The following is a 23,892-nucleotide window of genomic DNA, read 5'->3' on the forward strand; positions in this document are numbered from 1 at the left end:
ATGTAGGTGCATTCGGATGGGGTTCGGGGGTAGGATGCGCGGCATGACGTCGGAGGCCGCGCTGGTCGAGCATTGGCGCTCGCTGGCGACCAGCTACAACGAGGTGGCATGCCATCTGGAGCGGGCGCTGTCCGATGCGCACGCGCTGAGCATGAGCGAGTTCGAGATCCTCGACCGGCTGGTCTCGCAGCAGTGTGAGAAGCGCCGCATGCAGGATCTCGCCGCGGACATGTATCTCAGCCAGAGCGCGCTGTCGCGGGCGGTCGCCCGGTTGGAGAAGAGCGGCCTGGTGTCACGGGCGCTGTGCGAGGCCGACCGGCGCGGCGTGTTCGTGACGCTCACCACCGAGGGTCTGCAGCGTCACACCGCCGCCCGCGAGACCCACCTGTCGGTCCTCGCAAGCCACTTGCAGGCTCAGGACACCCGGCGGTAGTAGGAGTCGACGGCGGGCTGGCCGGTGTAGTTGGCGCCCGCCTTGTCGTCCGCGCCGAGGTACTCGTAGGGCAGGGTGACGTCGCCCCGGTCGTCCCGGCCGATCCTGCGGCGCCGGCCGTCGTAGTTGAAGCCCGCGTCCCGCAGGTGCGCGGCGAGCCGCCGGCCGGCGGGCCGGCCGTCCTCGAGCCGGACGCTGTCGAGGTCGATGTCGGCGACGAGCCGGCCGCCGTCGGTCAGCCAACCGGCCGCCTTGGCCAGGAGGCCGAGCTTGTCGCCGACGTAGTGCAGGCCGTGCACGCTGGTGATGAGGTCATACCGCCGCTCGGGCTTCCACTCCGCCACCGACGCGGTGGTCAGCCGCAGCCACGGCACGTCCGGCGCGGGATCGAATGCGTCGACCAGGTCCACCCCGTGCACGAGGACCCGGTCGCCGACCCCGGCGGCGTGCAGCCTCGCGGCCGCCTCGACCAGGGCCCGCCCGGTGCCGCAGCACAGGTCGAGCCACGCGACGGTGTCGGGGGCGCCGGTCACCGAGACCAGCGGCAGCAGCGCGTCGACCGGGTTGAAGCCCAGCTCACGGTCGTAGCTGTTGACCCCGGCGAGGGCACGCTCGCGATTCATCGCGGAGTTGGCCACCACTGCCGAGCCGGCGAGCGTGTCGTCATCGAGCAGGGTCACCAAACCATGATCGCAACCAGGGCGCGGGAAGCCAACACCCGGCCGCCCTTCCGAAACCCTCGCCCGGTTCCGGGTCCCGTTCTGTGGGATGACTTCCCGGCGAGCCCACTGCAACACGCTTGCGGAGATCACCTCCGCGCAGCCCGCACCAGGTCTACGACATTGCCACCATGTCCTACCAGCTGGGACGGACCTCGCCGGAGCGCCGTGCGGAACGCCATCGGACCGCCGTCACCGGCGGCACCGGATGGGACCGGGGCCGACCGGCGAGGTGGCGGAGTGACCGGTGGTGTGGGGTCAGCGGTCGCCGCCGTGGTCGTCGCCCACGTCGTGACCCGGGCCGTCGTCGGCGCCGTGGCCGCCGCCGTGGTCGTCGCCGGCGTCGTGCCCGGGCCCGTCGTCCCCACCGCCGTGCCCGCCACTGCCATTGGAGCCGGAGCCGCTGTTGCCGGAGCCGGTGGTGCGGTTGCCGCCGTGGTCGTCGGCGGACGGGGACGCCGACGCCGACGGGTTGCCGCCGTGGTCGTCCGTCGACGCGGAGGCCGACGGGGACGCGGTCGCGTCGTCGCTGGACGCCGACGCCGACGGATCCCCGCCGTGGTCGTCGGCAGACGCCGACGCGGACGGACTGTCCGAAGTGGACACCCGGGCGGGCCGGTCGTCGCCCGACGGGCCGGACGCAGCGAGTGCCGTGCCGCCGATCGCCAGCGCCGCCGTCACGGTCGCGGTGATGATGATGAGCTTGCGCATTGCCGTACACCTCCGTGGTTGTTCTGCTCTTGCAGGAACCACGGTGCCGGGCGCAGCGATAGCGCAGTGCTGTGGCAACCCTAACGTTCGGTTAACCCGCCCAGGGTGACCGTGACCCGGGCACCGCCGAGCGGCGACCGGTCCACGGCCAGGGTGCCGCCGGCGGCCTCGGCGGTGCGCCGCGCGATGTCCAGGCCCAGCCCGGTGGAGCCGGCACCGCTGACGCCGCGGGCGCCGGCGGCCGGGTCGAACCCGGCACCGGCGTCCTGCACGGTGAGGACCCGGCGGGCGTCGAGGGTCACCGCGACGGCGACGCCCTCCTCCGTGTGCGCGAAGACGTTGCCCAGCAACGCGTCGACGCATGCGGCCAGGTCGGCGGCCGAGACCGCGACGGGCAGCGGGCCGTCCGGCAGGTCCGTCTCGACCGGCCGCCGCTGGTCCTCGGCGAGCACGGTCCAGAACCGGATCCGTTCGGCGACGACTGCGGTCGCGTCGCAGGACGGCAGGTCACGCTCGCGGCGGGCGTCCTCGATGACGGCGGTGACGGCCCCGTCGAGCGCGGCGACGTGGGCCAAGATCCGGGCCGCCTCGTCCGGGTCGCGCAGGCCCTCGGCGTCCAGCCGGAGCGCGGTCATCGGCGTCCGCATCCGGTGCGACAGGTCCGCGACGCGTTCGCGTTCGTGCCGCAGCAGGTCGCGGATCCGGGCGGCGAGCTGGTTGAGGGCCGCGGCGACCGCCCGGACCTCCGGCGGCCCCACCGCGGCCGGCGCCCGGCGGTCGAGGTCGCCGCCGGCGAGCGCGTCGGAGACCGTTGCCAGGGAACGGATCGGGCGCACCACCATGACGGCGAGCCGGTCCGCGACGGCCACCCCGACGGCGAGCAGGCCGACGCCGAGCAGCGCAAGGACCAGCCACGCGCGGGTCACGCCCTTGCGCAGCTCGTCCCGCGGCACGAAGACCCGGATGACCGCGGTGCCCTGCGCCAGGCCCTGCACGACGACGAGGACCTCCCGGCCGCCGGGATGCTCGACGGAGAAGCTCGTGGTCCGGGCGGCGAGGAGTACCGCGGGGGTCCGAGCGGCCGGAGGGCCGACGGTGGTGCCGTCCGGCAGGTACACGGTGACCGGGCGCGCGGCGTCGACGTTGACCTGTTCGACGGCGAGGCGCAGCGACTGCGGGTCGGCGGTGGCGACGAGGACGGCGAGGGACTGCGCCTGCGTGGTGGCCGCCGACACGGCCCGGTCGGCGGCGACCCCGCGCAGCAGCAGCGCGAGCGGGACCAGGAACGCCAGCAGCACCAGGGTCATCGCGGCCGCGACGAGCAGCGCCAGCCGCCACCTCACGGCTGCAGCCCGTACTTGACGCCGACGCGGCGGACGGTGTGCAGGCGGCGGGGCTCCTGGGCGGTCTCCCCCAGCTTGCGCCGCAGCCACGACAGGTGCACGTCCACGGTCTTGTCCGCGGTGGTGTACGGCACCTGCCACACCTCGGTCAGCAGCTCCCGCTTGCCCACGACCTCGCCGGCGCGGGACACCAGGTGGTAGAGCAGGTCGAACTCGCGCGGGGTCAGGTCCAGCGGCACGCCGTCGAGGGTCGCGGTCCTGGCCCGCGGGTCGATGCGGACGCCGTCGACGTCGAGCGCCGGGTCCCGTTCGGGTGCTGACGGTCCACCGTCGGCGCGGCGCAGCACGGCGCGGATCCGGGCGTCGATCTGTTCGGCGCCGTACGGCTTGACGACGTAGTCGTCGGCGCCTGCGTCCAGCGCGCGGACCATCTCGCCCTCGGTGCGCCGCGCGGTGACCACGATGATCGGCACCCGGCTGACCGCGCGCAGCATCCGCAGCACCTCGCGGCCGTCGAGGTCGGGCAGGCCGAGGTCGAGCAGGACCACGTCCGGCGCCTCGGCGACGGCGAGCTTGAGCCCGTCCATCGCGGTCGCGGCCGGCACCACGATATGGCCGCGTTCGGTCAGCGCCCGCACGATGCCGGTGCGGATCGTCCCGTCGTCCTCCACGATCAGCACCTTCGCCATAGGCCGAGGTTAACCATCTCTTAGCAATCGGCGGTGGATAGTGGTCAGCATGGCGACGACGGTGGCACGGCGGTGGGTCCTCGCGGGCGGTGCGTGGCTGCTGACCGTCGCGGCTGCCACGGCGGTAGCGACGGGTGCCGTCGGCTCGATGCGGGAGGGCATCTTCGGCACGGCGGACGCGCCGTACACCGAGGCCGACGTCGACGCACTGCTGGCCGCGTCGTCCGCCGGCCCCACGACGGCACCGCCGACGCCCACTCCCGCCGCTTCGCCGGCGTCGTCCCCGGGCGGGGGCGGGGTCGTGCGGGCCCTGACGACCGCGGGCGGGACGATCGTGGCGGCGTGCGAGGCCGGGCTGGTGACGCTGCGGACGTGGACGCCCAACTCGGGGTTCGAGGCCGAGCACGTGCAGCGGGGGCCGGCGCCGGTCGCCTCGCTGCGGTTCAAGGCCCGCAGCGGCGGCGGCGACGTCCGCGCCCAGGTCACCTGCGCCGGCACCGAGCCGAGCCTCGCCGTCGTCGACGACGACTAGCGCCTGAACGCCTCGGCGAGCGCGCGGGCCGGCGGGGTGAGCGAGCCGTGCACCAGCTCCACCCGGTGGACGAGCCGGGGCTGCGTGATCGGGACACCGGCGACGCCGGGGTGGGTCACCGGGGCGGGCAGCAGCGCCAGCCCCGCGCCGGCCGCCACCAGCGCGAGCAGGCCACCGGTGTCGGTGCCCGGATAGCAGAACCCGTCGCGGAACCCGCCGCTGTGCGCGAGGGCCCGCAGCTGCGGCAGGGGCGTGGCCACGTCGGGCGCGTCGATCCAGGTGGCATCGGCCAGGTCGGCGAGCCGCAGCGAACGGCGCCCGGCGAGCGGGTGGCCCACCGGAAACGCGGCCACGGCGACGGACTCCGCCAGGGCCGACGTCGTCAACTGCCCCGCGTCGGGCAACGGCAGCGGGTCGCTGGGCGCGGTCACGCCGTCGACGAGCCCGACGTCGAGCGTGCCGGTGGCGACGCCGGCGGCCACCGCGTCCCGGCCGGCGAGCAGCAGCGTGAACCGCACCCGGGGCATCGCCCGCTGGACCGCTGCGAGCACCGCGGCGACCCGGTCGCTGCCGGCGAACGGGGTGGCGCCGAGCACGACCGTCGCGGCGGGCTGCCCCGACAGGCGGGTCACGTCGGCCCGGGCGGCGCTCAGCCGCAGCAGGATCGGTCCGGCGTGCTCCAGCAGCCGCGCGCCCGCGTCGGTCGGCGCGACCGGCCGGCGGTGCAGCAGTGTGGCACCCAGGTCGGACTCCAGCGCGGCGATCTGTTGCGACACCGCCGACTGCGTGTAACCCAGCTCCTGCGCCGCCGCGGAGAACGACCCGGCGCGGGCGACGGTGACGAACGTGCGCAGCAGGTGCGGGTCCACGACATCAGTATTGCTTATCCTGGTAGACGAATGTGTTGTTGGACTGATGGGCGTCGCGAGCGGCACAGTGATGGCATGACAGCGACCCGCACGGCCCGCATCGCCCTGGTCGGCGACCGTTCCCCGCACGTGCGTTCCCACACCCGGATCCCGGGGCTGTTCGAGGTGCTCCGCGCTCAGCACGGCATCGGCATCGACGCGTACTGGGTGCCGACGCCCGACGCGACCACGACGGATCTCGCCGGGTTCGACGGCATCTGGCTGCTGCCGGGCAGCCCGTATCACAGCGAGGAGGGCGCCCTGCACGCCGTCCGGGTCGCCCGCGAGCACCGGATCGCGTTCCTCGGCACCTGCGGCGGGTTCCAGCACCTGCTGCTGGAGTTCGCCCGCACCGTCTGCGGCATCGCCGACGCCAGCCACGGCGAGTCCGACCCGGACGGTGGGCGGCAGTTGATCGTGCCCCTCGCCTGTTCGCTGGTCGGCCACGAGGGCGCGGTCAACCTGACCCCCGGCTCCCTCGCCGAGCGGGTCTTCGGAGTCGAACGATCCGTGGAGCGCTACCACTGCGCGTACGGCCTCGACCACGCCTACCTGCCCGAGCTGACCCGGCGCGGGCTGCGCTTCACCGGCTTCGACGACGACGGCGAGGTGCGGGTCGCCGAGCTGGACGGGCACCCGTTCCTGATGGGCACCCTGTTCCAGCCGGAACTGGCCGGCGACGGGTCCCGCTGCCACGTCGTCATCCGCGCCTTCACCGAGGCCGCCGTGGCCGTCGCCGGACGGCAGCCCGCCGTGCGTTAGGGCAGCAGGCCGCCGTGCGTTAGCGCAGGCGCCGTGCGTGCGCAGCCGCCGTGCGTGCGCAGCCGGCGTGCGTGCGTGCGCAGCCGGCGTGCGTCAGAGCAGTTCGGCGCCGGGGAGCAGCAGCGGCGCCCAGGCCGGCGCGCCGTGCCTGCCGTGCTTCGGGTCGACGCCGATGATGCGGGCGCCGCTCACCCTGGTCGTCGTGTGCCGGGCCGCCCAGTCCACCGTGGACCGTTGCCGGATCCGCTCCGCGCATCGCCACGCCCGGCGGTAATGGTCCACGATGGACGAATGCCCGTGGACCTGGGAGAACGGCATCGGCTCGCGCTCCTCCAACCACGACGCGGCGACGTGCTCCGCCCACAGCGGTCCGTGGTCCGCCCACAGCAGCGGCTCGGGCCTGGTGTTGAGCAGGTCCGCGGCGGTCGCGGCGGTGACCGGCCCGCCCAGCTCGCGCCACGCCGCGACGGTGAGCCCGGCGTGCGTCACGAGCAGCTCCTCCCCCGCGGCGGTCCGCACCGCGACCGCGACCCGCATCCGGTCCCGCAACCACCAGCTCCGCAGCCGCTCCGCGTCGGCGTCGCCGAGCCGCTCGGGCCAGAAGGTCATGCCGCCGGTGTACTGCGCCTCATGATTGCCCGCAAGCTGGATCCAGCGGCGCGGCGCCGTGTCGATCCTGAGTTGGACAAGGTCGAGCACGCCACTGCTGTCCGGCCCGCGGTCGACCAGGTCACCGACCTGAATGACGACCGTGTCGCCGGCGTCCGCGTCGAGCCTCTCCAGCGCGGCGGCGAGTTGCGCGGCGCAGCCGCCCACGTCACCGATGACCGCGATCGTCGCCATGCCGACCTCCCCGTGCGCCCGACCTTAGCTCGCCGCACCCGCCGTCGGCCTCCAGCGCAGGGCTGCGGCACAGGGCTTCAGCGGAGGTCGGCGACCACGGCGAAGTGGTCCGACGGCCAGACGCCGTCGTGGGGTTCGGTGCCGGCCAGGTGGACCCGTTCGACGCGGCCCCGGCCGGAGACGGAACCGGGCAACCCCACCAGCACGTAGTCGATCCGGGAGCTGGGCGCCCAGTATTCGCGGACGTACGGGTTGCGGCGGTCCCAGGTCCAGCCGGGGTCGGCGCCGTCGTGGAACCGCCACGCGTCGACCAGCATGAGACCGGGCACAACCGGGGCGGTGAGGTGCCCCGCCGCACGCCGTAGCTCGTCGGACTCGGGTTCGGCGTTGAAGTCGCCGGTCAGCACCGGCGGGTGGTCGCCGACACGGTGTGCGGCGATGAACGGCATGAGCCGCTCGACCTGCGCGCATCGAGCCGCGGAACCGTCCGGGTTGGAGTCCAGGTGCGTGGTGAACACGGGAATCGGGCCGTCGGGCGCGTCGATGCGGGCGTGCAGCACGGTGCGGCCCTCGCCGCCGAGGTCGCCGACCGCGGTGGCGGCGATCGGCCACCGGCTCAGCACCGCGTTGCCGACGTCGACGCTCGTGTCGCCGATCCGCGAGTGCCAGCGACCGGGCATCGGCGAGGGGCTGTACGCCCAGTGCATGCCGAGCTCCCGGGCCAGCAGTTCGGCCTGGTGCTCGCCGTCACGGACCGCCCAGACCTCCTGCAGGCCACACACGTCTGGCCGCTCGGCCCGCAGGGTCGCGAGGATCGCCTCGTGCCGGGCACGCCAGTCGCCGAAGCGCCACCACAGGTTCCACGTCATGATCCGCACCGGGCCGATCGTAGATCAGACGATCCCCACCACAGTCCCGCTGCGCCACGTCCTGCCCCACAGAGCTGCGGGCTCGGCGCGGTGGGGTGGCGGGCTGTCAGCGCAGGGTGGCGAGGAGCGGCAGGAGGGCGGACGGGTCCTCGACGTGGGCGTTGTGGCCGAGGCCGGGAAGGTCGACCGGATCGGGGACCAGGGCTGCTAGCTGCTCGCGGGTCACCATCGGGTCGTGTTCGCCGCGGGCAAGGACGACCGGGACGGGTGCGGCGGCGGTCAGCAGTGTGGCGACGCCGGGGTCGCCGACGGCGAACGTCCGTGGGTCGTGGGTGGTCCGCCAGCCGTCGCCGTCGCGGGTCACCGCCGCTGCGGGTGCGTCATCCTTCAGGCCGACGAGCCCGGCGACCCGTTGGAAGCGGGTTGCGGCGTCCTCGCGGGTCGGGTGGATGATCGGCGGTTTCCTGGCGATCGCGGCGGCGCGGTCGAGCTCCTCGCCGGTCCAGGCGACCTTGATCCCGAGGCCGACGACGGCGCGCACCCCGGGGACACGGGCGAGGTGCAGCCCGATCACTCCGCCGAACGAGTGGCCGACCACCACGGTGCCACGCGGGTCGACCAGTTCGGCGACGGCGGCGGCCACGGTGGCGAACGTGTACCCGTCCAGCCACGCCGAACCGCCGTGCCCTGGCAGGTCGGGTGCCACCCATGCCCCGTCGAGGAGCGCGGTCAGGTCGTCCCACACGTCGGCGGTGGCGCCGAGGCCGTGCAGCAGCAGGACCACCGGCGTGCCGGAGCCGCCACGGAGCACTCGAAGGTCGGTCACCCGGACAGCATCCCGCACCGGTTGGGGCCGTGGGTCACCTGGCACCCGCCCGCAGGGTGAACGGGTGCTCCGGGCCGAGTGTCCGGGTGAGGATCGTGACGGCCCGCGCGGCGTACGTCCGGCTCCGCGCGTCATGTGCCCGGCTCGACGCAGTGTGCTCGCGGCGGCGTACCAGATGGAGCCGTCTCCGCACGGCAACAGGCCGGCCGGCTGCAAGGGTCTTCCCGCTCGGTGCGGCAGGTGTCCGACCTGAGGAGGAGGTGGCGCCGGGGCGGGTGGACAACGTCGCCGCGCGGGAGGCGTGGAAGTGGCTTCGGATGGCGTGGGTGCGGCGATGCAGGGCATGGGTGGCGGCGAGGTTGTTGAGGATCGTGCCGATCTCGTGGTGCCCCGGTCCCAGCACCGCCGTCTTGAGGCGCAACGCTCTGCCGAGCAACTGCGCGGCCACCACCGGGCGGCCGCGCAGATGATGCAGCACGCCCAGGGCGTGCAGGCAGCCGGCGACCTCATGGTGGTCGGGGCGGGCGTGCCGGGTCCAGGTCGTCAGGGCCCGTACGAGTGCCGCTTCGCTCTCCGCGAAGCGGTGCAGTCCGAGCAGGACCGCACCGAGCACCGCCGCGTCGGCGGCCGCCTCCGGCGAGTCGGAGCCGTGGAGCTGTTCGTGCATGGCGAGGGCCGCGCGGGCCGGCGCCTCGGCGTCGGCGAATCTACCCTGGACGTGGGCAAGACCGGCAAGGTTGTGCTGAACCGCCGCAACCAGGCGCGGATCGGCAGAAACCCGGCGCGTATCGGCAGCCACCTGAACCAGGTCGGCAGCCACCAGAGCCGGGCCGGCAACCACCGGAACCGGGCCGGCAACCACCGGAACCGGGCCGGCAACCACCGGAACCGGGCCGGCAACCACCGGAACCGGGCCGGCAGCAGCCGAGAGACTGGGGCCGGCAGCCACCAGGCGCGAGTCAAAGGCGATCGGGTGCGGGCCGGTCGCTGCCACCAGCGCGGCCGCGTAGTGGGTGGCGGCATCCGCGTATCGGCCGGCGTCCTTGCAGACCACGCCGAGCGCGTTGCGGACCGCCGGGTGCGGGCCCGCCGCGCGCAGCACCTCCTCCGCCTCGAGCAGCCTCCCCTGCACGCGCAGCGCATCGCCGAGCCGCACCGACGCCGCAACAGCCAACGCGTCAAGCACCCCGACGCCCGAACAGCCCGAACGGCCCGAACGGCCGGAACAGCCCGAACAGCCCGAACAGCCCGAACAGCCCGAACAGCGTCCACAGCACGGCGGAAGGTGGTCCCGGCGGCGGCGTAGTCGGCGAGGCGGAACTCCATATCGCCCAGGGTGAGCAGGGCGGCCGCGAGCTCCGCGCCCTCGAAGCCGGTGACCGCGCGGCGGCACAGGTCCAGGGCGCGGAGCCGGTGGCCGGCCCGCCAGAGCCGCAGCGCACGCCGGTGACGTCGCCGGGCCCTCATGAGCGTCCACATCGGACTGCCGGCCGGACTACGCGCCGAGGAACGGCTCGGAGTGGTTGAAGCTGGTGCCGGCGGCCGCGGGTGCGGCGGTGACAGCGACCAGACCGGCGGTGGACGCCAGGACCCAGATGATGCGCTTGACCATGTTCCTCATGCGGTGACGCACGCAGGGCGGCAGCGACCGTAACCCGACAGTGGGCTATCCGGCGTATGCGAGCAGGCGCGGGGTGGGGCTCCCCGCCCAGGTGCCGGTGAGGGTCGGCGCGTCGCCCGGGTCCGCCGGGTCGTCCGTGAGGACCCTGAGCACGGTCAGGTCGAGGGCGTCGGTGGCGATGCGGGTCGGGTGGGTGTCCGCCACGCGCAGGACGCCGGTGACGGCGGGCACGACGGCGCCGGCGTGGCCGCTGCCGGTGACGTGCATGTCGTTCGCGCGGGCCTGCCGGACGCCGTCGACCTCGAACTCCTCGGCCGCCTGGCCGGCGCCGGTGAGGATGGTGGCGGCGAGGGTGGCGGCGTAGACGGGGTCGCCGGTGGCGTCGTACACCCAGCGGTGGCCGAGGACCGAGTGTTCGGTGGTCCCGACCAGCCACCGTTCGGCCCCGTCGAGCGGTGCGCCGCGGTAGGTGAGCGGGACCTGCAGCACCGGTCCGTCGCCGGCCCGGACCAGCAGCGTCTCGATGCCGACCTCGCCGGCGGGGTCGTCGAAGCGGAACGCGGCGACCTTCGCCAGATCCGGTGCGGCGGGGCCGGGGTACCAGTCCCGGGTGGGCAGCCACGCGTTGAGCAGTTCGAGTTTGGTGGGCGTCAGGTCCGCCCGGTGCAACAGCGCCATGATCACATGGTAGAGGCGCCGCCGGTCAGTCCAGGACGTAGAGGGCTTCCTCGATGCCGTCGGCGCCGGTGACGGGAAGGCCCAGCGGGTGGAAGCCGCACTTGCGCAGCACCCGGACCGAGCCGGCGTTGGCGACGGCGACGTAGACGTGGACCGGGCGGTCCGGCAGCAGGTCGAGGAAGCGGCCGAGCGCGGCGGTGGCGACGCCGCGGCCCCAGTGTTCCCGGCCGATCCAGTAGCCGACCAGGCGCCGTCCCTCCTGCTCCCCGCTCACGACCTTCCAGCTCACGACGTTGCCCGCCACCGCACCATCGGCGACGACGGTGCGCAGGATGTTCGACGGATCGGCCCGGATCCGGGCCCAGTGGGCGAGGAACGCGTCGCGGTCCCGCGAGGGCATCGCCGCCATCCGGGCCGCCTCGGGGTCCTGCTGGTGGGCGAGGAACGCCTCCAGGTCGTCGTCACGCACGTCCCTGAGCTCGACAACCGCCACGTCAGGCCGCCACAGCCGGGGCGGACGAGGCAGCGGGGTCGCAGTCGTCGGCGATGGTCAGGGAGTGGTCGGCCTTCAGGTAGGCGTCGGGGTCCTCGGTGGGGCCGGGCTGCGCGCCGGCGCCGGACCGGTACGGCGCGAGGAGCCCCTTGCCGGCCGCGGCGCAGTCGATCCAGGCCATGTACCCCTTGACCGCACCGACCCACATGCCCTTGTCGGCGGCGCGGAGGCGGCCGGTCGCGGGGAAGTCCCAGCGGGTCTCGTCGTGTTCGGCGGCCAGCGGGTTCCGGCCGTTGCCGGTGAAGGCGTAGACCCAGACGAAGTTGGTGGTGATCCGCAGGGTCTGGATGCCGTCGACCTCCGCGGAGTCGAACGTGATCCGACCGCTGACCCGGACCTCCTCGGCGGGGTCGAGGTGGGCGGCCGGGTCGATCCAGGTGGCGAGGGCGCTGAACTCGGTGCCGTCGAACCAGGTCTTGATGCCCTTCGCCGAGTTGGGGGCGAGGAGCGCCAGGAGCGCCGCCGGGTCGTGGCCGACGAGCATCTGCTGGTCCAGCCGGGCGGCGACGAGGGCCTTTCGGACCTGCTGCAGCGCGGCGTCGACCTGGGCAGCGGTGAACCCGGTGACGGCGGTCGCCGGCGGCAGGGTGATGCCGGCCTCACCCTTCGGGTAGGTCGCCGCGGGGGTGCCCTCGAAGGGGTCGGTGGGTGCGGCGCTCGCCGTGGTGGTCGCCGAGACGCCGGAGGGCACGGCCTGTGTCGGATACAACGGGGAATCGGCCGAGGAATCGGCCGAGTACGCCGAGCCGCCCGGCAGGTAGGTCCGGATCGTGGGCAGCGCGGCGGCGAGCAGGACCGCGGCCGCCACGGCGCTGGCGATGAACAGCACGCTGCGGGCCCGCGACGACCGGATCCGGAACACCGCGCGCAGCCGGCGGCGGCGATCGGCCCGTTTCGCGCGGCGCTCGGCCTGCTTGGCCCAGTCTTCGAGCCCGTCAAAGGGGTCGCTCATCATGTGCTCCGGACAGAGGGTCGGCGGCACAGTATGCACGAGCGGATCTTCCCGCGAGGCCCCCCTCAGGCGGACGGCCGGGAGGCGAGCGCGAGCAGGCCCAGGTCGTGGCCGGGTGGCGCGATGACGGCGATCCCGGCCGGCGGGCCCGACGAGGACGGCGCCGGCACGGAGACGCTCGGCAGCCCGTAGGCGCTGGCGGGCACCGCGCACCGCAGCGTCTCGCGGCGCCACGCGTCGCGGCCGACGGGGCTCAGCTCGCGCGAGTGCCCGGGGCCGCCGGCCGGCAGGACCAGCCAGGCGTCGCGGTCGGCGAGGAGGTCCAGCAGCGCGGCCCGGTGCTGCGCCAGGAACGCCCGGGCGGCGGCCTCCTCGGCGGCGGTGACGCCCGCGCCGAACCGGAACCGGTCCTCGACGTCGACGGCGAGGGCTCGCGGGTGGGCGGTGATCCAGTCGCCGTGCGCCCGCCACGCCTCGGCCGCCTGCACCTGCCGGAACGCCAGCAGCAACGGATCCGGGTCGTCCCAGGTGGACAGTGTGACCCGCGAGACCGGCAGCCCGAACCCCTCGCCGGTGACGGTGCCGTCGACGGCGAGCAGCCGCGACGGCAGGGTGGACGGGCCGTCGGGCAGCAGCACCGAGCCGACGAGGGCAAGGTGCGCGGCGGTGGCGGTGATCCAGCCGACGGTGTCGAACGACGGCGCGAGCGGCAGCACGCCGTCGGTGGGCACCGCGCCGTGGGTGGGGCGCAGGCCGTAGAGGCCGCAGCAGGACGCGGGGACCCGGATCGAGCCGCCCGTGTCGGTGCCGAGGCCGATGTCGGCGTGGCCGGTCGCGACCGCCGAGGCCGGACCGCTGGAGGAGCCGCCGGTGACCAGGTCCGGCGCGGCCGGGTTGGGCGGCGCACCATAGTGGACGTTCGTGCCCGACAGGGAGTAGGCGAGCTCGTCGGTGTGCGCGATCCCCTGGATCACGGCGCCGGCGGCGCGCAGCCGGGCGACGGCGGGCGCGTCGGCCGCGGCGGGCAGGGCGGAGGCGAGCCAGGCGGGGTTGCCGCCGCCGACCGCGAAGCCGGTGACCTGGAAGAGGTCCTTGACCGCGACGCGCAGGCCGTCGAGCGGGCCGTGGCCGGTGGCCGGGGCGAGGGGCATCCCCTTCACCCGCCAGACGGACGGATCGGCGGTCATGCGGCCGCTCCGGAACACGGCACGGAAAGGATCGACACCGGACCACCTACCTCATCGGCGTGGTCACCGCTACACCGCGGCGGACCGCTGATGAGCCTAGCGCCCGAGCCGCGAAGACACAGCGGTTCACCAGTCAGGTGTGCCGAGCCACGTCGCTTTCGCCAGGGCGTTCTGCCCGGCGGCGTTCGGGTGGAAGAAGTCCTGGGCGGTGACCATGTCGAGGCTGAACGCGACCCGGTGCGCGGCGCCGCCGTCGTCCTTGCACCGCGCGCCGTAGGCCTTGCAGGCCGCAACGAGCTGGGAGTTGTACGCGTCGATGCGCTCCTGGAACGCCTTGCGGCGGGCGGCGTCGGCGGGTGCGGTGGACGTGGGCGCGGCGAGCAGCGCCTGGCAGATGCCGAGGGACCAGGCCTTCACCGCGATGTCCTTGGTGTGCCCGATCTCCCAGAGGCGGTGGATGTCGGGGATGCTCGCCACGAGGATCCGTGCCTGCGGCAGGCCCTGCTTGAGCACCGCGAGGGCGTCGTCGACCTGGCGGCGGAACGTGTCGACGGGGGTCATGTCGGCGATGGTGGGGCGGCACGCGTCGTTGGCGCCGATGAGGACCGTGACGTAGCCGGCCTTCGCGGTGACCGCGGTGCGGGCCTGCCCGGCGAGGGCGTCGGCGCGGGCCTTGCCCTCGGCGGCGTTGCTGGCACGCAGGCCCGGGTTGGACTTCAGCAGCCGCCGGTAGTGGCTGTCGACCCGGGTGCCGTCGCCGGTCGACCACGAGTTGCGCGGGCACGGGGTCGGCGCGAGACACGACGCGAACGCGGTGGTGACCGAGTCGCCCAGCGCCGCCATCGAACCAAGGCCACCGCCACCGCCACCACCACCGCCACCGCCACCGGTCGGCGCGGGACCGACGGTGCCGCCCTCGCACGCGAGCGCCAGCACCGCGAGGCCCGCGAGCGCGAGCGCCCACACATTCTGTGTCCATCTGGTGACGATGGGCACATCGTAACGGAACCTACGTCGCATGCAGCCGTTTCAACAGTGACATCTCCAGCTCCTCCGGCAGCTGGAAGAAGCCGTCCTCCGTGAGCAGGCGGTGGTGTTCGTTCGGCCGGTACGACATGGGCACCAGCTCGCCGTCGCGCACCTCGACGCTGCCGATGACGTCGTGCTCGGGGACCTCGCCGGCAGGGTCCGCGGTGCGGGCGTCCAGCACGTCGACCCAGCCGTGCCCGCCGACGAGGACGGCCTGTTCGCGCAGGCCCGGCACGACGAAGATGTCGTCGGCGATCATCTCGTGCAGGAACCGCACGAACGTGGGGTTCTCCTCGAAGTGGTCCGGCTGCATCGCGCCGGGGCCGTCGACGCCGACGGCGAGGAGCCCGACGACAGCCTCCGCGGACAGCCCGTGCTCGGCGACGTCGTCCGGCTCGAGGGGCGACACCAGGTGCCGCAGTCGCTCACCGAGGTACACCTCGTACACGAAGAGCTCCCGCCGGGCGGGGCCGGCAAAGCGTTCAGCGGTCCCCACGGAGCTTCCCGTAGACCAGGACGTCCCGCCAGGCGCCGTCGCGGAACTCCGCGGAGCGCAGGATGCCCTCGCTGAGGAACCCGACCTTCTCCAGGGCCTTCTGCTCCGGGATGTTCTCCGGCTGGGTCCGGGCCTCGATCCGCGGCGCGGCGCTGTTGGCGAACAGGTAGTCGCACAGCAGCGTCTGCGCCCGCCAGCCGACGCCGCGGCCGCGCCACTCCGGCAGCAGGATGATGCCGATGCTCCAGTACCGCGACCAGCCGGTGCCGATCGACTCCCAGCTGACGAAGCCGGCGGCGGTCTCGTCGGCCTCGACCATGAGCCGGCCGGCGTGCTCGCCGAGGAAGCCGTCCTCCGCGAAACGCCTGGCCGGGCCGGTCGGCTCGCGGTAGCCCGACCAGGCCGGTCCGGCCAGCCCAGGCTCCGTCACGAACCGGCGGAACATCCCCAGATCGCTCTCGACCACCGGTCGCAGCCGCACCCAGGTCTTATTCAACTCGCCTCACCTCGCTCAGCCGGCGGCCTGCGCGCGACGCGCAAGATCGCCCGCAATCTTCGCCGATGATCGCGGCGACCGCCATCCGACCAACCGCCGGTAAATCGGCCACGCTACCGTCTGGGGCCATGCCCGTCGATGCCTTCGCTCACACGTTCGTCGTGGCCGCCCCGCCGGCCACGGTCTACGCGCACCTGGCCGACCCGCGGTCCTACGTGGGGCTGTCCCCGCTCGTCGTCGCCGTCCGCGACGTGCACACCGACGGCGACCAGGTCACCTACGTGGCGCTGGAACGCTTCCGCTTCTACACCAACCCGATCCGCGTGACGATGACCCTCCACCCGGAGGCGTTGTCGGTGGTGAGCGCCGTGGTCTCCCCCGGCCGCGTCTGCCTCCGGGCCGCGGTGACGTTGACGCCGTCCGGAGACGGCACCGAGGTCACCGAGTCGATCACGGTCGAGTCGCCGTCGTTGTTGCGGCGGTACGTGGTGCGCCAGGCAAGCGCCGTGCAGCTCAAGCGGGCCGCCGAGCTGACCCGCCGGATGGCCGCCTAGCGGGTGAGGTGCGGGGCGACGTGCTCGCGGATCAGCTCGAACGATCGGGCCCGGGCTTCCACGTCGTACACCATGCAGGTCAGCATGAACTCGTCTGCCTGCGTGCGCGCCAGCAGCTCGGTCAGCTGACCGCGGACCGTCTCCGGGGACCCGAGGGCCTGGCCCTCGCGGCGTTCCAGGATGAACTCGCGCTCCCGGTCGGTGTACGGGTAGGCCGCCGCCTCCTCCGGCGTCGCCATGGCCTCGGGACGGCCGGAGCGCAACCGGAGGAACGACAGCTGGCTCGGCCCGGCGAGGAACGCGGCCTCCTCGTCGGTCGGGGCGGCGACCGCGCTGACGGCCACCATCGCGTAGGGCGCGTCGAGCCACTGCGACGGCCGGAAGCTGTCGCGGTAGAGCTTCAGCGCCGGCAGCGTGTTGGCGCTGGAGAAGTGGTGCGCGAAGGAGAACGGCAGCCCGAGCAGTCCGGCCAGCTGGGCGCTGAAGCCGCTCGAGCCGAGCAGCCACACGTCGGGCTTGTCGCCGCGCCCCGGCGAGGCGAGGATGCGCTGCTGCGCGTCGTCGCCGGTGAAGTAGGCGATGAGGTCCTGCAGCTCCTCCGGGAAGTTCTCCGCCGACAGGCCGTCCATCGTGCGGCGCAGCGCGAGCGCCGTGTACTGGTCGGTGCCGGGCGCCCGGCCGATGCCGAGGTCGATGCGGCCCGGGTGCAGCGCCTCGAGGGTGCCGAACTGCTCGGCGACGACGAGCGGCGCGTGGTTGGGCAGCATGACCCCGCCGGAGCCGACGCGGATCGTGGACGTCGCGGCGGCCAGGTGCGCCAGCAGCACCGCGGGTGAGGAGCTCGCGATGGCGGGCATGTTGTGGTGCTCGGCGACCCAGAACCTGCGGTATCCGAGTGCCTCGACGCGTCTGGCCAGCTCCGTCGTGTTGCGCAGGGCATCTCCGGCGGACGCGTTGGCGGCCCGGGGCGCGACGTCAAGGACGGAAAGCGGAATCTCGGTCACAAACCATGGTCAACAGCGGATGCCCCGCGGATGTTCCCGCTCAGAGCAGGTCGAGCAGGATGACCACGCCCAACGTGACGAACACCACCGGCGTGAGCCACGGCCCGGCGGCCGACACCGCCGACACGACCCGGCGGTGACCGCCGAGCCAGCCGGCCACCGCGCACCACACCGCGACCAGCACGGCGAAGACGGCGACCATGACGGCCGCGTCGGCAAGACTGGCGGTGCGCAACAGCGGCGTGTAGACCGCGATGTTGTCCCCGCCGTTGGCGATGGTGACCCCGGCGACGGCCAGCACTCCCCCCGCGATCGGAGGGGTGTCCTCGTCACCGTCCCGCCCTCGCCAGGCACGAAGCGCCCCCAGTACACCCAATGCCAGCGGAACAAGTCCGAGGAACCGGATCCACGCGTCGGGGATCAGGGTGAGGCCGGCGGCCGCGGCGGCCGAGACGGCCACCAGCGCAGCGATGCCGAGATACTGCCCGAGCCACACGGCGCCGGCCCGGGCGCCGGCACCGGTGCGCGCCGCGATGAACAGCAGCGTCAGCACGACCAGGTCGTCGACGTTGGTGCCGGCGAAGACGGCCGCCGCCGTGAGGATCACCGGCGCAGCATACGGCCCGCCCCTGGCAGGGACGGGCCGCACGGTGCCGGGAGGTCAGACGCGGCAGGGGTTGCCGGTCGGGTTGGCGGCGCTGCCGTGGATGTCGGCGCGCGCCTCACTGATGACCACGTCGGTCAGCAGGGTGTCGAGGACGACGGCCTGCTGGGTGACGCTGGTCGGGGTGGTCGTGGTCGCGTTGAGCTTGAGCGAGCCGATGACCAGCGGCACGGTCAGCGGCGCGCTGCCGACCGGCACCGCGATGCCGTTGATCTTCAGGTACGCGATGCTGGAGGCGCCCGTGAGCACCGGCGCGAGGCCGCCGGGGCCGGCCGCGCAGGTCGCCTTCGCGGTCGCCTGGATGAGGCCGAGCTCGATCGTCACCGGGGCGATCCCGCCGACGGTGATCTTCACCGACTCGACGGTAGCCTTGGCCGTGCCGTTGTCTCCGGCCGCGGGTGCGGTGTTGAGGTTGTCCGGGGTCAGCGCCGTGTTCGCGTCCAGGGTCTTGGACTCGACCTTGATCAGGCCCGAGTTGAGGGTGAGCTGGGCGAGGATCTTGCTGTCGTCGGCGCAGGGGACGTTGGCCGGGTTCGCCGCCGGCGAGGACAGCGGGCCGACCCGCAGCACCTGCGCCGTGCACGAGAAGGTGCCGTTGCGGTCCGCGTCGACGATCGTGCCGAGGCCGGTGCCGTCGGCGATCCCCGCGCCCACGGCCGCGGAGAGGTTGACGGTGAAGGTCTCGTTGAGCTCGTCGACCGCGTCGTTGACGATCGGCACCGTGACGGGCCGGCTGGTCTGGCCGGGCGTGAAGGTGACCGTGCCGGCGCTGCTGAGGTAGTCCGCACCGGCGGTCGCGCTGCCGTTGGCGGTGGCGAAGCCGACGCTGACCGGGTCGGTGGACGGGCCCGACAGCGAGACCGTGAAGGTGGCGTTGCCGGCGTTCTCGTCGACGACGACGTCGTTGATCGAGAGGCTCAGGACCTTCACCGACAGCGTCTGCACGAAGGCCGCACCCTGGCTGACCCCGTCGACCTTGAAGTCGACCTTGCAGGTGTACGTGCCGGGCGCGGCGCCGCCGGCGACGGTGACGTGCTCGGTGAAGTCGGCGGTGGCGCCGCTGTCGACGGTCTTCTCGGCCGGCGCGAAGCTCACCGACAGGTTGGCGTCGCAGTCGAAGGGCACCGGGGTGACCTTCACCTGGATCGCCTGGATGCCGGCGAGGATCGCGGCGCTGACCTGGTCGGCGGGCACGTTCGGCAGGTACACGCCGCCGGTGCCGGAGGTGATCGCCTCGGCCTGGTCGCCGGCGTTCATGCCGCCGACGTCGACGGCGACGACGCGGATGTGCGCGGCGTTGAGCGCGGCGATGGTGTCGGCCAGGCCGTGGCCGAGGCTCGGGTCGTGCGACGGGGCGTCGCCGAAGATGACGATGATGCGGGTGCCGCCGTCGCGGAAGTGCACGGCGCCGTTCGCGAGCTGGAACAGCGCGTTGAGGTTGTCCTCCGGCAGGTCCCCGCCGCCGTCGGCGTTCCACAGGTCGATCCCGGCCTGGACGGCCGCCTGGTTCGCGGTGATGTCCTGGCGGACCGTGAACGGCGCGGAGTCCTCGACGTCCTTGTACTCGGCGACGCCGAACTGCGCGTTCGGCTGCGCCGCCGCGATCTGGCCCATGACCGACGCGGCGTTGGTGCGCACGTCGGCGATCGGGTCGAACATGCTGCCCGTGGTGTCGGCGAGGAAGACGACGTCGGGCTTCGGGGGCACCGGCGCGGTCTCGACGTGCTTGGCGATGTCGGCCGACTGGCCGGGCCCCAGCGTCAGGCTGACGTTGGGCGGAGTGACGCCTGGAGCGGCCTGCGCGGCGGTGCCCGTCGCGAAGACGGTCACCGCCCCGGCGGTCAGCACCAGGCTGAGTAATGACGCGAGTTTCACGTGCTCCTCCTATGGACGGCGGTTGCCGAGGAGAAGCAAACAATGGCGGCGTACCCGTGAAACAGGACTTGCCCACCGCCCGGACCTCTTGTAAGCAGCGCTCAACTGCCTTTACGAATTCACTCCTGTGAGTGCGTTCGGAATGCGGTTCACATTCAATTCAGTCCACCGGACGGGTGGACCGTTCTGTATGAATGTTTACACCAGCTGGAACTGCGCCACGACCGTGCGCAGTTCGCTGGACATGCGGGCCAGATCCTCCGCGGCGGCGCGGGCCTCGGTGACGCCGGACGCGGTCATCTCCGCGGCCTCGGCGAGCCCGCCGGCGGTCCCGGCGATGCGCTCCGCCCCGCCGCTGGCCTCGCTGACGTTGCGGCTCATCTCGGCCGTCGTCGCGCTCTGCTGCTCGACCGCGGCGGCGATCGTCGTCGCGTACTGGTTGGTCTCGCCGATCACGCCGGCGATCTCGGCGACCGCGTCGGCCGCGGCCGAGGCGTCGCGCTGGATCGCCTCGACCCGCCGGGAGATGTCCTCCGTCGCCTTCGCCGTCTCCTGCGCCAGGTCCTTCACCTCACCGGCGACGACGGCGAAGCCCTTGCCCGCGTCGCCGGCCCGGGCCGCCTCGATGGTGGCGTTCAGCGCGAGCAGGTTCGTCTGCTCCGCGATCGCGGTGATGGTCTTGAGGACGTTGCCGATCTCCGCGCTGGACACCCCGAGCTGCGCGATCGTGCTGCTCGCCGACTCCGCGCTGAGCACGCCGTGACCGGCGACCCGGGCCGCCTCCGCGGCGTTGCGGGCGATCTCACCGATCGCGGCACCCATCTGCACCGTGCCCGCCGAGACGGTCTGCACGTGCTGCGAGACCTCCGTCGCGGCGGAGGACACGGTCGTCGCCTGGGCGCTGCCGCGCTCGGCGGACTCGGCGATCTGGTTGCTGACCGCGGACAGCTCCTGCGCGGCGCTGGCGAGGGCGCCGCTGTTCTCCTCGACGGCGGAGACTCCGGCGCGCAGCTTCCCGGTCGCGATGTTGAGCTCGGCCGCCATCGTGCCCAGCTCGTCGCCGCCCCGCACGTCCGCGACCCTCGTCAGGTCGCCGTCGGCGAGGCCGGTGACGACGTGGGACACCTTGTGCACGGCGCGGACCAGCTGACCCGCCACGGCGAGCGCGACCGCGACGGCGAGGACCAGCCCGACGGCGAGCATCCCCCAGGTCCAGATCTGCGCCTGGCGGTATTCCTGCCGGGTCGCCTCCAGCCGCGCGAGGGACACCTTCCGCTCGGCGGCGCCGATCTCCGTCACCACGTCGATCGCCTGCGACACCAGCGGCCCGGTGACCTCGTCGTGGATCCGGGCCACCTCGGCGTCGTCACCGGCGCGGCTGGCCGGCAGGAACTGATCGTCTATCACCGTCCGGTACTGCGCGAAGAGGTCCCGCAGCCGCCCGACGAGGTGCGGCATCGACGAGGTGTCCGCGTAGACGGCGAGCCGCTGGTCGAACGTGGTGTACCCCCGGGCCAGCAGCTCCTCGTACCGGGCCGTGCCGGGACCGCCGCCGGAGATCCCGTGGTTGAGCACGTTCACGCGGACGTCCGTGAGCGCCGACAGCACGTCGTTGATCTCCTGGATCGGCACGAGACCGTCGTTGTACAGCAGCTCGGCCTCGTGGTTCATCTGCGACATGCGCACCGTCGACTGCACGCCGGTGCCCAGCGCCACCGCGCCCAGCACCGCGACGACCAGGAGCACCTTGGAGCGGACCGAGCGGTTCGCGAGCCAGGTTCTCATATATCCCATTTGAGCAGGTCCTGGCCGTACCCACGGCGAAAGCTGCCAGATCCGGTGATGGTCGTACGGGGCCGAAGCGTTACGGTCGCAGCATGGCAGGCAAGGCTTCTCTGACCGCGGCGCGGGCGGTGACCCTCGTCAAGGACCCCTCCGGGGCGCCCGCCGTCAACCTCGCGAAGGTCCGCGAGTCCGGCCACGTCGACCTCGCCAAGCGGGCCGACAAGGCGGGGCTGGCGCTGAACCGGCGCGGGCTCGGCGGCATCCGGGCGCAGGCGATGCTCATCCTGGACCACTCCGGCTCGATGCGCGCCGACTACAAGTCCGGCGCGGTGCAGACGCTCGTCGAACGCGCCCTGGGCTTCGCGCTGCAGATCGACATCGACGGGACGGTGCCGGTCATCCCGTTCGACACCGCCGTCCTGCCGACGGTCAACGTGACCGTCGACAACTACAGCGGCGTCGTGGACCGCGAGATCCACCGCGGCTGGATGGGCACCACCAACCTCGCCGACGCCCTCGCCCTGGTCCTCGCCGAGGCGGAGAAGACCACCGCGCCGATCTTCTGCATCGTCGTCGCCGACGGCGGCCCGGACAGCAAGCGCGCCACCACCAAGGTCGTGTGCGAGCTGTCGCGCTACCCGGTGTTCCTGAAACTGCTCGCGGTCAGGCCGGTCGAGTACTTCCAGACCCTCGACGACCTCGACGGCACCAAGCGCCTGCTCGACAACGTCGACACGAAGTCCTCGACCGAGACGCTGGACCTGCTCACCTGCACCGACCTGCAGTTCGCCGAGGCGATGGCGGACGAATGGGACACCTGGGTCACCGCCGCCACCGCCGCCGGCGTGCTGTCCTAGCCGCCGGGGGAACGGCTAGACGACGACGCCGAGGGCGAGGATCAGGACGATCGAGACGACGGAGATGATGGTCTCCATCGCCGACCAGGTCTTGAACGTCTCCCCCACCGTCATGCCGAAGTACTCCTTCACCAGCCAGAAGCCGGCGTCGTTGACGTGGGACAGGAACAGGGAACCGGAGCCGATCGCGAGGGCCAGCAGGGCCGTGTTGGTGTCGGGGAGCTGGCTGAGCAGCGGGGCCATGAGGCCGGCGGCGGTGACCGTCGCGACGGTGGCGGAGCCGGTGGCCAGGCGGATACCGACGGAGATGAGCCAGCCGAGCAGCAGGGCGGAGATGCCGCTGGCGGCGGCGGCCTTGCCGATGGCGTCGCCGATGCCGACCGCGACGAGGGTCTGCTTGAAGCCGCCGCCGGCGCCGATGATGAAGATGATCCCGGCGATCGGCAGGAGGCTGCCGGCGACGAGGTCGCTGACCTTCTGCCGGCTGAACCCGCGCAGGTAGCCGAACGTGAACAGGGCGACCAGCACGGCGAGCAGCAGCGCGACGAACGGGTCCCCGAGGAAGTCCAGGACGGTGCGGACGCGGGTGCCCTTGTCCAGGGTGATGTCGGCGACGGCGCGGCCGAGCATCAGCATCACCGGCAGCAGCACGGTCGCCAGGGTCAACCCGAACCCGGGCCGCGACGTCGGCCGGTCCTCGGGGTCGCCGACGTCGATGTCGTCGCCGACGGCACCCTGCGCGCTGGGCTCGACGGCGTCGTCGGCCTTGTCGGAGGCCCGCTCGGCGACGCCGGGGCCGGGGCCGTCCTGAGCCGAGGCGCGGATGCCGAACGCGGCCACCAGGCGGGCCGGCGGGGTGGGATTGACGAACCTGCCGATCCAGATCCCGTACAGCGGACCGGCGATGATCACCGTCGGAATGGCGACGAGCAGGCCGAACGCGAGCGTCTGGCCGAGGTCGGCGTGCAGGGCGTCGATCGCGATCAGCGGGCCGGGGTGCGGCGGGACCAGGCCGTGCATGACCGACAGGCCGGCCAGGGCGGGGATGCCGACCCGGACGATCGACGTGCCGGCCCGGCGGGCCACCAGGAAGATGACCGGGATCAGCAGGACGACGCCGACCTCGAAGAACAGCGGAATGCCGATGATCATGGCGATGAGGGCCATGGCCCACGGCAGGCGGCGTTCGCCGGCGCGGCCGACGATCGTGTCGACCACCCGGTCGGCGCCGCCGGAGTCGGCGAGGAGCTTGCCCAGGATGGTGCCGAGGGCCACGAGGATGCCGACGCCACCGAGCGTGCTGCCGAAGCCCTTCTCGAACTCGGAGATGACGTTCGCGGCGGCGAGCCCGGCGCCGAGGCCGACCACGGCACTGCCGAGGATCAGGGCCAGAAACGGATGGATCTTGTACCGCGTGATCAGCACGACCACGACCGCGATCGCGACGAGGGTCCAGGTGACCAGCCAGGTGTCGTGCGACGTCCAGTCCATGGCGGTGACGTCCTT

27 protein-coding genes are annotated in these 23,892 nt (G+C 73.2%); 5 read left to right on the top strand and 22 right to left on the bottom strand.

What is annotated here, in order from left to right; genetic code table 11:
• Positions 1-43: 43 nt before the first annotated feature.
• On the top strand, positions 44-433 hold the full coding sequence (locus AB0K00_RS24535; protein ID WP_363523826.1) for a MarR family transcriptional regulator: 390 nt from the start codon (positions 44-46) through the stop codon (positions 431-433).
• Here the strand turns inward: AB0K00_RS24535 and AB0K00_RS24540 are convergent.
• From AB0K00_RS24540 to AB0K00_RS24555, 4 genes are all read right to left on the bottom strand, one after another.
• Complete coding sequence (locus tag AB0K00_RS24540) at positions 415-1,113, bottom strand: methyltransferase domain-containing protein (protein ID WP_363523827.1); 699 nt, start codon at positions 1,111-1,113, stop codon at positions 415-417. The genes AB0K00_RS24535 and AB0K00_RS24540 overlap by 19 nt on opposite strands.
• A 297-nt stretch (positions 1,114-1,410) precedes the next feature.
• A complete protein-coding gene (locus AB0K00_RS24545) occupies positions 1,411-1,863 on the bottom strand; it encodes a hypothetical protein (protein WP_363523828.1) in 453 nt (150 codons plus the stop codon).
• 80 nt (positions 1,864-1,943) lie between these two features.
• Positions 1,944-3,206, bottom strand: a complete 1,263-nt coding sequence (locus tag AB0K00_RS24550; RefSeq protein WP_363523829.1) for a HAMP domain-containing sensor histidine kinase — start codon at positions 3,204-3,206, stop codon at positions 1,944-1,946.
• Entirely contained in the window at positions 3,203-3,895 is a 693-nt protein-coding gene (locus tag AB0K00_RS24555; protein ID WP_363523830.1) for a response regulator transcription factor, read from the bottom strand. Before AB0K00_RS24555 ends, AB0K00_RS24550 begins: the two co-directional genes overlap by 4 nt.
• A gap of 49 nt (positions 3,896-3,944) precedes the next feature.
• Here AB0K00_RS24555 and AB0K00_RS24560 point away from each other — a divergent pair, with 49 nt between their 5' ends.
• On the top strand, positions 3,945-4,427 hold the full coding sequence (locus AB0K00_RS24560; protein ID WP_363523831.1) for a hypothetical protein: 483 nt from the start codon (positions 3,945-3,947) through the stop codon (positions 4,425-4,427).
• Here the strand turns inward: AB0K00_RS24560 and AB0K00_RS24565 are convergent.
• Positions 4,424-5,296, bottom strand: a complete 873-nt coding sequence (locus AB0K00_RS24565) for a LysR family transcriptional regulator (RefSeq protein ID WP_363523832.1) — start codon at positions 5,294-5,296, stop codon at positions 4,424-4,426. The two genes, AB0K00_RS24560 and AB0K00_RS24565, sit on opposite strands and share 4 nt — an antisense overlap.
• Before the next feature lie 75 nt (positions 5,297-5,371).
• On the opposite strand from AB0K00_RS24565, the gene AB0K00_RS24570 reads away from it, so the two are divergent.
• Complete coding sequence (locus tag AB0K00_RS24570) at positions 5,372-6,097, top strand: hypothetical protein (protein WP_363523833.1); 726 nt, start codon at positions 5,372-5,374, stop codon at positions 6,095-6,097.
• A gap of 93 nt (positions 6,098-6,190) precedes the next feature.
• Here the strand turns inward: AB0K00_RS24570 and AB0K00_RS24575 are convergent, their stop codons facing one another.
• From AB0K00_RS24575 to AB0K00_RS24630, 12 genes are all read right to left on the bottom strand, one after another.
• On the bottom strand, positions 6,191-6,940 hold the full coding sequence (locus tag AB0K00_RS24575; RefSeq protein ID WP_363523834.1) for a metallophosphoesterase: 750 nt from the start codon (positions 6,938-6,940) through the stop codon (positions 6,191-6,193).
• Positions 6,941-7,017: 77 nt separating this feature from the next.
• Positions 7,018-7,809, bottom strand: coding sequence for an endonuclease/exonuclease/phosphatase family protein (locus tag AB0K00_RS24580; protein ID WP_363524048.1), 792 nt, complete (start codon positions 7,807-7,809; stop codon positions 7,018-7,020).
• A gap of 106 nt (positions 7,810-7,915) precedes the next feature.
• Complete coding sequence (locus tag AB0K00_RS24585) at positions 7,916-8,635, bottom strand: alpha/beta hydrolase (protein ID WP_363523835.1); 720 nt, start codon at positions 8,633-8,635, stop codon at positions 7,916-7,918.
• A 34-nt stretch (positions 8,636-8,669) separates the two neighbouring features.
• The gene (locus AB0K00_RS24590; protein WP_363523837.1) at positions 8,670-9,821 is read right to left on the bottom strand and encodes a tetratricopeptide repeat protein; all 1,152 of its coding nucleotides are present in this window, start codon (positions 9,819-9,821) and stop codon (positions 8,670-8,672) included.
• Positions 9,822-10,130: 309 nt separating this feature from the next.
• Complete coding sequence (locus tag AB0K00_RS24595; RefSeq protein WP_363523839.1) at positions 10,131-10,256, bottom strand: hypothetical protein; 126 nt, start codon at positions 10,254-10,256, stop codon at positions 10,131-10,133.
• 45 nt (positions 10,257-10,301) lie between these two features.
• Positions 10,302-10,934, bottom strand: coding sequence for a hypothetical protein (locus AB0K00_RS24600; RefSeq protein ID WP_363523841.1), 633 nt, complete (start codon positions 10,932-10,934; stop codon positions 10,302-10,304).
• 25 nt (positions 10,935-10,959) lie between these two features.
• Complete coding sequence (locus tag AB0K00_RS24605) at positions 10,960-11,403, bottom strand: GNAT family N-acetyltransferase (protein ID WP_363523843.1); 444 nt, start codon at positions 11,401-11,403, stop codon at positions 10,960-10,962.
• Positions 11,404-11,428: 25 nt separating this feature from the next.
• Positions 11,429-12,439, bottom strand: coding sequence for a hypothetical protein (locus AB0K00_RS24610; RefSeq protein ID WP_363523845.1), 1,011 nt, complete (start codon positions 12,437-12,439; stop codon positions 11,429-11,431).
• Between the two features lie 65 nt (positions 12,440-12,504).
• Positions 12,505-13,626: an amidase family protein gene (locus AB0K00_RS24615; protein WP_363523847.1), complete on the bottom strand. Its 1,122-nt coding sequence runs from the start codon at positions 13,624-13,626 to the stop codon at positions 12,505-12,507.
• 126 nt (positions 13,627-13,752) lie between these two features.
• Complete coding sequence (locus AB0K00_RS24620; RefSeq protein ID WP_363523849.1) at positions 13,753-14,592, bottom strand: GDSL-type esterase/lipase family protein; 840 nt, start codon at positions 14,590-14,592, stop codon at positions 13,753-13,755.
• A 43-nt stretch (positions 14,593-14,635) separates the two neighbouring features.
• Positions 14,636-15,151 (bottom strand): hypothetical protein, encoded by a 516-nt coding sequence (locus tag AB0K00_RS24625; RefSeq protein WP_363523851.1) that lies wholly within the window; start codon positions 15,149-15,151, stop codon positions 14,636-14,638.
• Positions 15,138-15,647 (bottom strand): GNAT family protein, encoded by a 510-nt coding sequence (locus AB0K00_RS24630; RefSeq protein ID WP_363523853.1) that lies wholly within the window; start codon positions 15,645-15,647, stop codon positions 15,138-15,140. The genes AB0K00_RS24625 and AB0K00_RS24630 overlap by 14 nt, the downstream gene beginning before the upstream one ends.
• A 128-nt stretch (positions 15,648-15,775) precedes the next feature.
• On the opposite strand from AB0K00_RS24630, the gene AB0K00_RS24635 reads away from it, so the two are divergent.
• Entirely contained in the window at positions 15,776-16,201 is a 426-nt protein-coding gene (locus AB0K00_RS24635) for an SRPBCC family protein (RefSeq protein WP_363523855.1), read from the top strand.
• On the opposite strand, the gene AB0K00_RS24640 is transcribed toward AB0K00_RS24635, so the two are convergent.
• From AB0K00_RS24640 to AB0K00_RS24655, 4 genes are all read right to left on the bottom strand, one after another.
• Positions 16,198-17,205, bottom strand: coding sequence for an LLM class flavin-dependent oxidoreductase (locus tag AB0K00_RS24640; protein ID WP_363523857.1), 1,008 nt, complete (start codon positions 17,203-17,205; stop codon positions 16,198-16,200). The genes AB0K00_RS24635 and AB0K00_RS24640 overlap by 4 nt on opposite strands.
• A 40-nt stretch (positions 17,206-17,245) precedes the next feature.
• Positions 17,246-17,812, bottom strand: coding sequence for a cadmium resistance transporter (locus AB0K00_RS24645; protein ID WP_363523859.1), 567 nt, complete (start codon positions 17,810-17,812; stop codon positions 17,246-17,248).
• A gap of 54 nt (positions 17,813-17,866) precedes the next feature.
• On the bottom strand, positions 17,867-19,744 hold the full coding sequence (locus AB0K00_RS24650) for a Calx-beta domain-containing protein (protein ID WP_363523861.1): 1,878 nt from the start codon (positions 19,742-19,744) through the stop codon (positions 17,867-17,869).
• 198 nt (positions 19,745-19,942) lie between these two features.
• Positions 19,943-21,529, bottom strand: a complete 1,587-nt coding sequence (locus AB0K00_RS24655) for a methyl-accepting chemotaxis protein (RefSeq protein ID WP_363523863.1) — start codon at positions 21,527-21,529, stop codon at positions 19,943-19,945.
• A 92-nt stretch (positions 21,530-21,621) separates the two neighbouring features.
• Between AB0K00_RS24655 and AB0K00_RS24660 the strand changes: the two genes are divergently transcribed.
• The gene (locus AB0K00_RS24660; RefSeq protein ID WP_363523865.1) at positions 21,622-22,386 is read left to right on the top strand and encodes a VWA domain-containing protein; all 765 of its coding nucleotides are present in this window, start codon (positions 21,622-21,624) and stop codon (positions 22,384-22,386) included.
• A gap of 15 nt (positions 22,387-22,401) precedes the next feature.
• Here AB0K00_RS24660 and AB0K00_RS24665 read toward each other — a convergent pair whose 3' ends face one another.
• Positions 22,402-23,877 (bottom strand): SLC13 family permease, encoded by a 1,476-nt coding sequence (locus AB0K00_RS24665; RefSeq protein WP_363523867.1) that lies wholly within the window; start codon positions 23,875-23,877, stop codon positions 22,402-22,404.
• Between the last annotated feature and the right edge of the window lie 15 nt (positions 23,878-23,892).

This window comes from Dactylosporangium sp. NPDC049525 (genome assembly GCF_040676755.1).
Taxonomy (GTDB): domain Bacteria; phylum Actinomycetota; class Actinomycetes; order Mycobacteriales; family Micromonosporaceae; genus Dactylosporangium.

Bases quoted from the DNA above. Each gene is read 5' to 3' on its own strand.
- AB0K00_RS24535 (WP_363523826.1), top strand. From the start codon at position 44: ATGACGTCGGAGGCCGCGCTGGTCGAGCATTGGCGCTCGCTGGCGACC.
- AB0K00_RS24545 (WP_363523828.1), bottom strand. From the start codon at position 1,863: ATGCGCAAGCTCATCATCATCACCGCGACCGTGACGGCGGCGCTGGCG.
- AB0K00_RS24555 (WP_363523830.1), bottom strand. From the start codon at position 3,895: ATGGCGAAGGTGCTGATCGTGGAGGACGACGGGACGATCCGCACCGGC.
- AB0K00_RS24560 (WP_363523831.1), top strand. From the start codon at position 3,945: ATGGCGACGACGGTGGCACGGCGGTGGGTCCTCGCGGGCGGTGCGTGG.
- AB0K00_RS24570 (WP_363523833.1), top strand. From the start codon at position 5,372: ATGACAGCGACCCGCACGGCCCGCATCGCCCTGGTCGGCGACCGTTCC.
- AB0K00_RS24575 (WP_363523834.1), bottom strand. From the start codon at position 6,940: ATGGCGACGATCGCGGTCATCGGTGACGTGGGCGGCTGCGCCGCGCAA.
- AB0K00_RS24580 (WP_363524048.1), bottom strand. From the start codon at position 7,809: ATGACGTGGAACCTGTGGTGGCGCTTCGGCGACTGGCGTGCCCGGCAC.
- AB0K00_RS24595 (WP_363523839.1), bottom strand. From the start codon at position 10,256: ATGAGGAACATGGTCAAGCGCATCATCTGGGTCCTGGCGTCCACCGCC.
- AB0K00_RS24600 (WP_363523841.1), bottom strand. From the start codon at position 10,934: ATGGCGCTGTTGCACCGGGCGGACCTGACGCCCACCAAACTCGAACTG.
- AB0K00_RS24610 (WP_363523845.1), bottom strand. From the start codon at position 12,439: ATGAGCGACCCCTTTGACGGGCTCGAAGACTGGGCCAAGCAGGCCGAG.
- AB0K00_RS24615 (WP_363523847.1), bottom strand. From the start codon at position 13,626: ATGACCGCCGATCCGTCCGTCTGGCGGGTGAAGGGGATGCCCCTCGCC.
- AB0K00_RS24635 (WP_363523855.1), top strand. From the start codon at position 15,776: ATGCCCGTCGATGCCTTCGCTCACACGTTCGTCGTGGCCGCCCCGCCG.
- AB0K00_RS24655 (WP_363523863.1), bottom strand. From the start codon at position 21,529: ATGAGAACCTGGCTCGCGAACCGCTCGGTCCGCTCCAAGGTGCTCCTG.
- AB0K00_RS24660 (WP_363523865.1), top strand. From the start codon at position 21,622: ATGGCAGGCAAGGCTTCTCTGACCGCGGCGCGGGCGGTGACCCTCGTC.
- AB0K00_RS24665 (WP_363523867.1), bottom strand. From the start codon at position 23,877: ATGGACTGGACGTCGCACGACACCTGGCTGGTCACCTGGACCCTCGTC.